13 protein-coding genes are annotated in these 12139 nt (G+C 35.4%); 4 read left to right on the top strand and 9 right to left on the bottom strand.

The annotated features are described in order from the left end of the window. Window positions 1-212 (top strand): transposase (locus tag BM183_RS20060; protein WP_139221567.1); only part of this gene is annotated, 212 nt, incomplete at its 5' end. A 468-nt stretch (window positions 213-680) separates the two neighbouring features. On the opposite strand, the gene BM183_RS20055 is transcribed toward BM183_RS20060, so the two are convergent. The 8 genes from BM183_RS20055 to BM183_RS20020 form a co-directional block, all read right to left on the bottom strand. After that, window positions 681-1793, bottom strand: a complete 1113-nt coding sequence (locus BM183_RS20055) for a M20/M25/M40 family metallo-hydrolase (RefSeq protein ID WP_242961069.1) — start codon at window positions 1791-1793, stop codon at window positions 681-683. A 491-nt stretch (window positions 1794-2284) separates the two neighbouring features. Further along, window positions 2285-2938: a fructose-6-phosphate aldolase gene (gene fsa, locus BM183_RS20050; protein ID WP_091689326.1), complete on the bottom strand. Its 654-nt coding sequence runs from the start codon at window positions 2936-2938 to the stop codon at window positions 2285-2287. Window positions 2939-3042: 104 nt separating this feature from the next. Continuing rightward, window positions 3043-4038 carry an ABC transporter permease gene (locus BM183_RS20045; protein WP_242961068.1) on the bottom strand — a complete coding sequence of 332 codons (996 nt, stop codon included), beginning with the start codon at window positions 4036-4038 and terminating at the stop codon, window positions 3043-3045. A 1-nt stretch (window position 4039) separates the two neighbouring features. Further along, entirely contained in the window at window positions 4040-5539 is a 1500-nt protein-coding gene (locus BM183_RS20040; protein WP_091689324.1) for a sugar ABC transporter ATP-binding protein, read from the bottom strand. A 159-nt stretch (window positions 5540-5698) separates the two neighbouring features. Further along, window positions 5699-6673: a substrate-binding domain-containing protein gene (locus tag BM183_RS20035; protein ID WP_091689322.1), complete on the bottom strand. Its 975-nt coding sequence runs from the start codon at window positions 6671-6673 to the stop codon at window positions 5699-5701. A 64-nt stretch (window positions 6674-6737) separates the two neighbouring features. Then, complete coding sequence (locus BM183_RS20030; protein WP_091689320.1) at window positions 6738-7679, bottom strand: transketolase family protein; 942 nt, start codon at window positions 7677-7679, stop codon at window positions 6738-6740. Next, window positions 7680-8522: a transketolase gene (locus BM183_RS20025; protein WP_091689318.1), complete on the bottom strand. Its 843-nt coding sequence runs from the start codon at window positions 8520-8522 to the stop codon at window positions 7680-7682. Between the two features lie 270 nt (window positions 8523-8792). Continuing rightward, window positions 8793-9488, bottom strand: coding sequence for a FadR/GntR family transcriptional regulator (locus tag BM183_RS20020; protein ID WP_091689316.1), 696 nt, complete (start codon window positions 9486-9488; stop codon window positions 8793-8795). A gap of 302 nt (window positions 9489-9790) precedes the next feature. Between BM183_RS20020 and BM183_RS20015 the strand changes: the two genes are divergently transcribed. The 3 genes from BM183_RS20015 to BM183_RS20005 are packed head-to-tail and all read left to right on the top strand — an operon-like array spanning window position 9791 to window position 11620. Then, the gene (locus BM183_RS20015; protein ID WP_091689314.1) at window positions 9791-10429 is read left to right on the top strand and encodes an RpiB/LacA/LacB family sugar-phosphate isomerase; all 639 of its coding nucleotides are present in this window, start codon (window positions 9791-9793) and stop codon (window positions 10427-10429) included. A gap of 21 nt (window positions 10430-10450) precedes the next feature. Further along, entirely contained in the window at window positions 10451-11230 is a 780-nt protein-coding gene (locus BM183_RS20010) for a gluconate 5-dehydrogenase (protein ID WP_091689328.1), read from the top strand. Between the two features lie 18 nt (window positions 11231-11248). Then, on the top strand, window positions 11249-11620 hold the full coding sequence (locus BM183_RS20005) for a VOC family protein (protein ID WP_091689312.1): 372 nt from the start codon (window positions 11249-11251) through the stop codon (window positions 11618-11620). A 315-nt stretch (window positions 11621-11935) separates the two neighbouring features. Here BM183_RS20005 and BM183_RS20000 read toward each other — a convergent pair. Beyond that, window positions 11936-12139, bottom strand: a 204-nt coding sequence (locus BM183_RS20000; protein WP_139221502.1) for a transposase, incomplete at its 5' end; no start/stop codon positions are given.

Below are 12139 nucleotides of genomic sequence, written 5' to 3'. Positions count from 1 at the left end.
AAACAGCCGAATCATCGGGTATTACCGAATTTGAGAAATGTGCATCTACATATCGAAATTGGTCAAAAGAGATATTGAATGCGTTTAAATATGGGCTTACAAATGGACCAACAGAAGGATTTAATAACAAAATAAAGGTGCTTAAACGTAACTCTCTTGGAATCAAAAATTTCAGAAGGTTCCGAACCAGAATTTTACATTGTACTAGATAATTTTAAAGAGACTGACACGTAGGTTTATTTCGTGTACCCAAAAACAGATAATTATAAGTAGAATATCAAAAAGGCTCTAATACCAGTTGTAAAGTGGGTTCCAAGGGAACCCACCCCAAAACTTGACAAAGAGCCATAAAAAGAAGTACGTACATTTTTATTTATAGCTATAACTTCGTACTAGTTTATATAATAAATTTGGTAATAACAGCTTTGCTTCACAACATAAATTAAACTCAGAAAGTACTCATTAAAGCTTTCGTAATGACTCTCGTAAACTAAATTAGGATAACAGGGTGCATATTATAAATTTTGCGTAATCCGGCCGACAGGGTAAGGTAGCAAAATTTATAATATACACCTTGTTATCCTTGAACATATAAATTAAGTCATTATGAAAGCTTTAATGAGCACTTTCTGATTTCCAACAAACTACAGAGCAAAGCGTCCTACTACGCTAAATTTTTATTATTCTTTACTAGTCATAAGTTTTTGAACTATACATGTTACTTTCATTAAGTCCTGTACAGTGGTATACTCATTACAAGAATGTACCTGATTCATGGCACAAGCAATTACGATACCATTTATACCGTGACGGAAGAAGTTATTATTATCGCTTCCTCCAAAAGTTCTATTCAGTTGAAATGGAATGTTTAATTCGTTACATACCTTTTCATATCTTTTAATTACTCTGTGGTCATCCTTTACTGCATAAGCATATTGCCCGATGATAATATCAACTTGGCAGTTTCCTCCAAGTTCACGGATGGTCTCTGTAAATATACTTTTTATATTCTCTGCTTCTTCCAATGCTTTTTCGTGGTTTGTACTTCTAACTTCTCCTTGTATCTTACAGGAATCCGGCACAATATTGGTTGCCAGTCCTCCTGTTATAATGCCGATATTAGCTGTTGTTTCTTCATCAATACGTCCAAGCTTCAGCCTACTGATTACTTTTGATGCCAGAACAATTGCATTCAATCCCATTTCCGGAGCAAATCCTGCGTGAGAAGCTTTTCCCTTAATCTCTGCTTCTATTTTTATAATAGAAGGTGCTATATGGGCGGCCCCTCCTATAGGGCCGGATAAATCAAGTACATATGCCTCTTTTGATCTTATCTTTGAGTAATCAAATACTTCGCTTCCTCTTAGATAAGGTTCTTCCGCAATGGTGAATAAAACTTCAATTCCTCTGTGGGGTATATTATTTTCTTTCAGAGAACGGATTGCTTCCAATATAGCCACAATGCCGCTAAGGTCATCCGCTCCTAATACGGTGGTACCGTCACTTTCTATCCTTCCATCTTCCTTTAATACTGCCTTTTTACCTATAGCAGGTGCTACCGTATCCATGTGGGCTGAAAAAAGGATGGGCTCACCTTCCATAGTTCCCTCTAAATATCCATACAGATTTCCACATTCACTATTATATATTTCACCTGCATTATCTTCACATACTTCAAAACCCAGTTCTTCCAGATAACCCTTTAATACATCTGCCATTTTTCTTTCATGAAAAGATGGAGAATCAATAGATACTAATTTGCAAAATTCATTTACCAGTCTTTTTTCGTTCAACTATACCTCTCCTTCCAAAATCAAAAACATAAATGTTTTATTTATCCTATCTTATCATAACTGTTATATTATGAAAATACTATCTTTATGTTATTTTTGATTGATGCAGGATTATAATACATGTGTTACATTTAAAAAAAAATAAAATACAGAAATGTTCCTTTGGTATATTTTAGTTAACACCAAAATGTAACAAAGGAACATTTCCGTATGACTAGTATAACCAAAGATATGAGATACCGTCTATCATTACTTAAATTTGCAGAAAACTTGGTATAACCAAAACTCTTTTATTTTTAGTTTGGTGTTTCTCTTAATTTATAGTTAGTATCCTTCAAGAATTTACACTAACTTTGTTAAACAAAAGAACTGCTGCAAAAATGAAGGTTCTATACCGGTGATTTCATATCATTTCAATCTTTTATATCCGGTATTCCCAATCCATTTTGCAGCAGCTCAAGGAGAGAATTTAATTTTATTTCATCTATTTATTATTCACCAAAAACAGCTTTATAATCCTTTTGGAACTTTTCAATTCCCTGATCTGTTAATGGATGTTTTGTACATTGCACCAACACGCTGTAGGGAACTGTAGCAATATCAGCTCCTGCCAAAGCGCAGTCTGTAATGTGAATAGGATTACGTACACTTGCGGCTATAATTTGTGTATCTAGTTCATATATGTTAAAGATTTCAGCAATAGTTCTTATTAAATCTATGCCTGGCATAGATATATCATCTAAACGTCCTAAGAATGGGGAAACATAAGTTGCACCGGCTCTTGCTGCAAGTAATGCCTGATTAGCAGAGAACACTAAAGTAACATTGGTTTTAATTCCTTCACTTGCCAGAACTTTAGTAGCTTTTAATCCTTCTTCAGTCATAGGAATCTTTACCACCATATTAGGATGAATCTTTGCGATTTCTCTTCCTTCTGCTATCATTCCTTCTGCATCTACGGTAGTTGCCTTTACTTCACCGCTGATTGGTCCGTCAACAATGGAGGCGATTTCTTTTATGACTTCAGAAAAATTTCTTCCTTCTTTTGCAATTAGAGATGGATTGGTAGTTACCCCGCAGATAACTCCCATATCATTTGCCTTTTTAATATCTTCCACATTAGCTGTATCAATAAAAAATTTCATCACGAATGTCCTCCCGACACGAATCTTCTTTTTCAAAAATGCCACCAAAAACGATTCGTCAATGGCGGCTCAAATTTTTGTTTTATCTTATTCAAATATGTATATTATTTTGATTTTGCTTTCTTTAAGTAATCAATATATACGGATCCTAATATAACGCATCCTTTTACAATGAACTGCCAGTAGCTGTTAATCTTAAGTAAGTTCATACCATTATTTAAAACACCTATGATAAGAACACCTAATACAGTACCGCTTAATGCACCAATACCACCACTAAAGCTTGTACCACCAATAACGGAAGCAGCAATTGCATCACGTTCAAAACCTTCACCTACGGATGGTTGTCCGGAATATAGGCGGGCTGCAAGTACAACACCGGCTAAAGCAGCTAAAGTACCGCTCATCATATATACACGCATTTTTACCCATTTGGTATTTACACCTGAATATTTCGCAGCTTCTGCATTACCGCCTGTGGCATATAAATGACGTCCAAATACAGTTTTATAAAGAATAAAGTATAAAATAATGAATACTACGATAACAAACAGAACAGGAATTGGAACTCCTAAAACACTGCCGGTTCCCATATTATTGAAAGCTTGATTTGCACTTTGTGCCGGTTGACCGCCTGTTAATACGTAACTTACACCTCGAACGATAATCTGTGTTGATAAAGTTACAATAAATGGAGGTAATGTTGTTTGTGAAATAACAGTACCGTTAATTAATCCAATAAAAGCACCAAATAGTAATGGAACTGCAAAACATAAAACTATAGGAAGGTTTTGGTTTGCAAGCTGAACTGCAATAACACCTGCAGCCGCAACTACAGAACCAACGGACAAGTCCATGCCCCCTGCAAGTAAAACACAGGTAATACCAAATGCAATAAAGCTGTTTACACAAACTTGGCGTAAAACGCTAAGTAAATTATTCTTTACCATAAAGGTTTCTGTTGTGATAGTTAATATTACAACCAGAATTGCTAATGCAATGATTGCACCTAGATTTTTCTTGATCCAATTTATTAAAGGATTTGTTGCCCTACTGCTTGTAACAGCTTTTGATGTTGCTTGTTGTTTATTCATTGTCATGTTAATTTCCTCCTATTACGGCATAGGATAAAATATTTTCTTGAGAAATATCATCCTTTTCTGGGTCTAGTATCGCAGCCAGTTTTCCTTCATTCATTACTGCAATTCTGCTTGAATTATTTATAATTTCAGGTAATTCAGAAGAGATCATTATTATGGATACGCCTTCTTTTGTAAGGTCGCTCATTAATTTGTATATTTCTGCTTTTGCTCCAACGTCAATACCACGTGTCGGCTCGTCTAATATTAATATCTTCGGTTTTGCTGCTAACCATTTAGATATAACAACTTTCTGTTGATTACCTCCGGATAATTCTCCTACTAGTTGATCTACGGAAGTCATTTTGATAGAAAGTTTATCTTTATATTCATTAACTATTTTATTTTCTTTCTTTTTATTAACCCTTAATTTATTCATAAAGGATGTGAGGACCTGAAATGAAAGGTTTGTGCCTATAGTATGATTTAAAACAAGTCCCTGAGCCTTTCTTTCCTCCGGTACCAGTACAATACCGGCTTCAATGGCATCTGCCGGCTTCTTAATGTCGGCTTTTTTGCCCTCTATAATAATTTCACCTGAAAGAATCGGATCAATTCCAAAAAGCCCGAGAGCCATTTCTGTCCGCCCTGAACCTACAAGTCCTGAAAATCCTAAGATTTCGCCTCTTTTTAAAGTAAAGCTAATATCTTTTACTTTTTCCGTTGTTAAATTTTTAACTTCTAAAATTGTATCTTGTCCTATTGCACGCCTGTTGCCGTATATGGTATCTACCTCACGCCCAACCATCATGCTTATAAGCTCATTTTCATTTGTTTCCTTTGTATTTTTTGTTCCAATAAATTTACCATCACGTAAAACAGTAACTGTATCACAAACTTTAAAGGTTTCTTCCATACGATGAGATATGTAAATAATGGCTACACCATTTTGTTTTAACCTTTTAATTTGTTCAAATAGGTTATTCACCTCGCTGGTTGTTAGGGATGCTGTGGGTTCATCCATAATCATTATCTTGGAATCCTCACTAATAGCTCTTGAAATTTCAATCATTTGCTGTTGTGCAACAGATAAATTTGTAAGCAATAAATGAGTATCTAAAGCCAGATCTACTACATCCAATGCTTTTCTAGCTTCATTATGCATTCGTTTATAATCTACCAGGCCAAATTTATTTCTGGGTTCTCGGCCTAAAAACAGATTTTCGGCAATGGTCATGCTTGGTATATTGCTAATTTCCTGATGTATAAAACTTACTCCATTCTTCCTTGCATCATCCACTGAATTTATGGAGACCTGCTCTCCACCTATTATAATCGTGCCGTTGTCAGCACTATAAATACCACCCAATATTTTCATCAAAGTGGATTTGCCTGCTCCATTTTCGCCCATAAGAGCACGAACTTCACCAGGTTTTATTGCAATACTTACGTCATCCAATACCACATTAGATGCGAAAGCCTTTGTAATGTTTTTCATTTCAAAAATATATTCACTTGGCATTATTTTTCCTCCAGTTGTATGGTTCATCGGTTAGGTACAACTGTTTGACCAGAGTATACCAGCAGTATTGCTTCGTTCAGGAACCTAATCTAGTGCTTATAACATAACAGGTACAAGGCAGTTCCTTGTACCTGCTTGTTTTAAGAAAGGAATGAATTACTATTTATCGATATTATCTTTTGTAATAATTGACATTTCGATAATAATCTTTTCTTCTACTTGTTCTCCAGCAATGATTTTCTTTGCAGTTTCAACTACTGTAGAACCAATTTTTTCTGGGTTCTGAGCTGCAGATGCAACCATTTCACCTGCACGGATAAAGTCTTTACCTTCATCGGAACCATCAATTGCAACTACTTTTACATCCTCTAACATTCCTGCTTCTTTTAAAGCAGCAATTGCACCACGTGCAGTAGGATCATTAATTGTGAAAACACCGTCAATATCTGGATTTGCGTTGATTAAGTCTACCATAACTGGCTGTGAAAAGTCTGCTCTTGCTTTTTCAACGTCTCTAGATTGAAGTATTTTAATTTCAGGATATTTCTTTAATTCATCTTCAAAACCTGCCTGACGGTTATAGCAAACTTCAGTTGTACTATATGTAATTTCTACAACATTACCTTTTCCGTCTAAAGCGTCAGCTAAAGCTTGTGCACAAAGCTGTCCTGCTAAATAGTTATCAGAAACTACGGTAGATTTAACTAATTCTGAGTTCTTAACAGCTGTATTAAAAGCAATTACAGGAACTCCTGCTTCCTGGCAGGCTCTTAATGTAGCTTCAACACCTTCACTGTTAATTGCTGAGATGGCAATTACGTCAACACCTTGGTTAATCATGTCTGCTACATCATTCATTTGTTTGTTCTGATCACCGGCAGCATCCTGAATGATTAATTCATCGTTTGGACCTAAAGCAGCTTCCATTGCTTCTTTAATTTGAATAAAGAATACGTTTGTTAAATCAGGTGCAGAAACACCTACTTTGATGCCTTTTTCTGACCCTTTTCCATCGCTCTCTGTGTTTCCGTCTGTGCCAGTACCTTTAGAGTCGTTCTTTCCAGAACATGCTACTAAATTAAAAGCAAAAATCATACATAAAATAACTACAAAAACTTTTTTCATTTTCTTCATAATAGTATCCTTCTCCTTTTAGCAAAATGATTTTTAATTCTTTATGTTAATTTAAAGAATTTCGTTATTTTTTTAATTCCAATGCTTTTTTTACTTGAGTTACTATATTGTCTGCATTCAAACCAAACTTTTTAAATAATTCTTCTGGTTTTCCTGATTTTCCAAACTCGTCTTTCATTCCAATTCTTACTAATGGTGTAGGATATTTTTCAGATAGTAACTCTGCAACAGCTCCGCCTAAACCACCCATAATATTATGTTCTTCTACTGTAACGATACAGCCGGTTTCTTTGGCTGCTTTTAGAATAATTTCTTCATCAAGAGGTTTGATAGTATGTATGTCAATAACTCTTGCATGTATTCCCTGTTCTTTTAACAGATCACTGGCTTTTAAAGATTCCTGAACCATTAAGCCGGTAGCCAGGATAGTAATATCATTACCTTCCCTCATCTGATAGCCTTTAAATAATTCGAATTTATAATCCGGTGTATCATTGATAATATCTGCTGGTATACGGCCAACTCTTAGGTAAGCTGGTCCTTCATAATCCATTAAAGCTTTCACTGCTGCTTTTGTTTCAATAGCATCGGAAGGTGATACTACCAACATACCTGGAATTGCTCTCATAATGGCAATATCTTCTAATGCCTGATGGGTTGCACCATCTTCACCTACAGATATACCGCTGTGAGTTCCAACTACTTTTACGTTTAAATGAGGATAACCGATGGAATTACGAACTTGCTCCCATGCACGGCCGGCTGCAAACATGGCAAAGGAACTAGCAAATACATTCTTACCTGTTGTAGCAATGCCTGCGGCAATTGACATCATATTGCCTTCCGCTATACCAATATTAAAGAACCGGTCAGGATACTTATCTCTAAAGTTAGCTGACATAGTACAGCAAGCTAAATCCGCATCAAGTACAACTACATTTTCTTTGCTGCCATATTCGGCTAACGCTTCACCGTAAGCAACTCTTGTTGCATATTTCTCAGCCATTTATTTCTCCTCCAATTCTTTAATTCTTTTCTTTATCTCAGCAACGGCTTCATCATGCTGTTCCTGATTAGTAGCTTTTCCATGCCATCCTGCTTCGTTTTCCATAAAGGAAACTCCCTTGCCTTTTACTGTCTTTGCAATAATTGCAGTAGGCATACCCTTCTTTTCTTTTGCAAGGTCTAAGGCTGCTTTAATTTCCTTTACATTATGTCCATCCACATTAATTACGTTCCAATTAAATGCTTCGAATTTCTTATCGATTGGATAAGAAGACATAACAGAATCCAAGGTACCGTCAATCTGAAGATTATTATTATCAATGATGGCTACCAGGTTATCCAGTTTGTAGAAACCTGCACACATAGCAGCTTCCCAAACTTGTCCTTCCTCAATCTCGCCGTCACCTAATATTGCATAAACCCTATAATCCTTTTTGTCTACACCAGCCGCCAGTGACATTCCCACTGCTGCAGATAATCCCTGACCTAAGGATCCTGTTGACATATCTACACCAGGCACGTGATATTCCACATGACCTGAAAGCATACTATGTATATTACGGAAATTCTTTAATTCCTCTTTGGGAATAAATCCTTTTTCTGCAAGTACACCATATAATGCTGGTGAGCAATGACCTTTAGAAAGAACCAGGCGATCTCTTTCCTGCCATCTTGGTTGTGTTGTGTCTACGTTCATCTCATCAAAATATAGTACTGTTAATATATCCGCTATGGATAATGAACCTCCAATGTGTCCTGAGCCTGCTGCAGTAACTGCATCAAGAACATTGATACGTACTTCTTCTGCGATGAGGGATAACTGTTTCTCTTTGCTGTAATCCATGACCAACCCTCCTGAAATTATTTTGTATGTTGTCATACAATTTTTAATCGCAAGGCTATTATATGGTTTTTATATAAAGTTGTCAATCATCTCAATTCATATATTTTCTTTTTCGTCATTTTACATCATTTTTCGCGGTCATTTTTGTGCATTTTTTTAATATAATGGTAAATTAGGGTAGATTTATTTCCTGTAAACTACATTGTACCTATTAATGAATTTAAGAAACATAACACTTCCAAGACTATAAATAGTTGAATAAAACAGTTATTATTTCTTAATAATAACTGTTAAATCTTCTAGAATTCTTTGGATATGCTTACGCATAAAGAGTTCTCCTGCTTCTACATCTCTTGCTTTAATGGCGTTCATAATATTAGTATGTGGTTCTACTGCATTTTCAGCATTCTGGTGAACCTGGAAAGTCTTGCTACGGAAAGTATGTACCCATTCACTTACTTTTTCATTAATAGACATCAGTAATATGTTTTTGCTCTTTTCAACTATCTGATTGTGGAAAAGCTCATCATATTTTGCTATAGCAGCTACATCGCTTCCTTCTACTGCTTTTACAAACTGTTCATGGGTTTCCTGTAATTCTTCAATGTCTTCGGCAGTACATCTTGCAATTGCAAGCTTGATAGAAAGTGGCTCAATCGCACTACGAACTTCAATACAATCTTTTAATTCCACTTCATTTTCCACAAACCACTGTACAATATCATTTAAATCTGTTTCTTTTATTCTTGCCACAAAAGCGCCCCTGCCCGGTTTAATTTCTACAAATCCACTGGTTTGTAAGATACGGAACGCTTCTCTTACTGTACTCCGGCCAACTGAAAGCTGTTTACACAATTCGTTTTCAGTGGGAAGCTTATCCCCAACCTGTATTCCACTGGTCATAATAAATTCTTTTAAATTCTCAACTACCTGCTGAACAACAGGTACTCTCTCGATGGTTTTCATAAATATTTCTCCTTATTTCATTATTCCTATACTTCAAATGAAACAACACTATAAATAGTATTGTAATAAGTAGTATTAAAATTACTTTTATCATTAGCGTATTGTATTATTGTCAGTTGTCTTATATTATACCACAAAAAAAACATTTTCATAGTGTTTTTTATTCCCTAAATTATTATTTTTACCTTGACATTTGCATTTTGTTCATATAAGATAAAATTATTGTATGACATGAGACAATCTGTCTTGTTGTTATTTATTTAATCATACATATTTCAAATAAATATAACGGAGGTATAATAATGAAAATTGCTTTAATCAACGAAAACAGCCAAGCAGCAAAAAACGAACTTATTTATACTACTCTTAAGAATGTAGTAGAACCATTGGGGCATACAGTATATAACTATGGTATGTATACAGCAGAGGATAAAACTCAGTTAACATATGTACAAAACGGTATTTTAGCAGCTATCTTACTTAATTCCGGCGCAGTTGATTATGTTGTTACAGGATGCGGTACTGGTGAAGGTGCTATGCTTGCATGCAATACATTCCCTGGAGTAATCTGCGGTCACGTAGTAGATCCTTCTGATGCTTACATGTTTGCTCAGATCAATGATGGTAACGCTATCTCTCTTCCATTTGCAAAAGGTTTTGGATGGGGTGCAGAATTGAATTTGGAATACATATTTGAGAAATTATTCTCTTGTGAAAGCGGACAAGGCTATCCAAAAGAACGTGTTATTCCAGAACAAAGAAATAAAAAGATTTTAGATGAAGTTAAAAAAGTTGCTTATCATGATTTAATAACTATTCTAAAGAACATAGATCAAGATTTATTAAAAGGCGCTATAAGCGGTGAAAAATTCAGTGAATATTTCTTTGAAAATTGTAAGGACGAAGAAATTAAGGAATTTATAAAAGGTCTTTTAGCATAATAAGGAGGTAGTCTAATGAATATGCAGGATTTTAGATTAGACGGTAAGATCGCATTAATTACAGGTGCCAGCTATGGTATTGGATTTGCAATTGCAGAAGGTCTTGCAGCTGCTGGTGCTACCATTGTTTTTAATGACATCAAACAAGAACTGGTAGATAAAGGACTTGCCGCATACGAAGAAATCGGCGTGAAAGCTCATGGTTATGTATGTGATGTTACAGATGAATCTGCAGTAAATGATTTAATTGCAACTGTTGAAAAGGAAGTCGGTGTTATTGATATTTTAGTAAATAATGCTGGTATCATTAAGAGAATTCCAATGTGTGATATGACCGCAGCTGAATTCCGTCAGGTTATTGATGTTGATCTAAATGCTCCTTTCATTGTAGCGAAAGCAGTTATTCCCAGTATGATCAAAAAAGGTCATGGCAAGATTATAAATATCTGCTCTATGATGAGTGAACTTGGACGTGAAACCGTATCTGCCTATGCTGCTGCAAAAGGCGGATTAAAGATGTTAACTAAAAATATTGCATCTGAATATGGTGAATTCAATATTCAATGTAATGGTATCGGACCGGGTTATATTGAAACACCTCAAACTGCTCCTTTACGTGTTCCCGGAAATCCTTTCAATGAATTTATTATTTCCAAAACACCTGCTGCACGTTGGGGAACTACAGAAGATTTAATGGGGCCTGCCGTATTCCTTGCATCTGATGCTTCTAACTTCGTAAATGGTCATATTCTTTACGTAGATGGGGGTATCCTGGCTTACATTGGAAAACAACCTAAATAATACCGGAGGAATAAACAGATGAAAAATACTCCCGTTGGACTTGCCCATGTAGCAATACCCGCAGGTAATTTTACAGAAACCGTTGATTTTTATAAAGATTTAGGTTTCAACCCTGTTGTTATGCATGAATTTTCTTGTATTCTTAATAACGGGAACTGCTATTTAGAGATTTACCGCAGACGTACTGATGAAAAACAAGCCGGTGCAATCGACCACATTGCTTTACAAAGCAATGATATAGATGCCGCTTACGAAGAAATCGTTGATCTAGGCTATACTGTTGTAACCGATGGTATTGAGTCCAATGAAATGTTTGCTCCCAGATCCAATCGTTTTTTCATATTCTTAGGACCAAACAACGAAAGAATTGAATTTGCACAAGTAAAATAGCCCCGGATTTCTGACATGCCGGTATCAAATTAAAATAGAAATGATTTAGATAGAAATAATATAAAACTAATATACCTATTAAAAACAAATATATTCCTAAACTAATACCTCGTAATACTATAAAAGCGATAGTCAGCTAATAGAAATCTATTAGCTGACTATTATTTTGGCTCTTTGTCAAGTTTTGGGGTGGGATTCTCTGAATCCTGCTCCATTACTGTATTTAGAACCATTTTTATGTTTGTGTCTATAATTCCTGTTTTTGGGCATGCCAAATAAGCCTCTTCATTTTCATTTTTTGTCGTCCAGTTATCATCAGATAGAGCAATGAATAATTCTTGTCCGAAAACGCTTAAAGTTACGGACTCCAAAAGATATTCTTTTAAGTACCTTGATTTTGTTATTATAGCCTTCCGTAGGGCCGTTGGTATATTTATATTTAAAGGCATTCAAAATTCCTTCAGACCAGTTCCTGTATGTCTTTGCACATTCTTCAAATTCAGGAATTCCAGATTTCTC

Origin of the sequence: Anaerocolumna aminovalerica, assembly GCF_900115365.1 — a bacterium.
GTDB classification, from domain to species: Bacteria; Bacillota; Clostridia; order Lachnospirales; family Lachnospiraceae; genus Anaerocolumna; species Anaerocolumna aminovalerica.
This window is presented reverse-complemented; position numbering and strand designations above follow the sequence as displayed.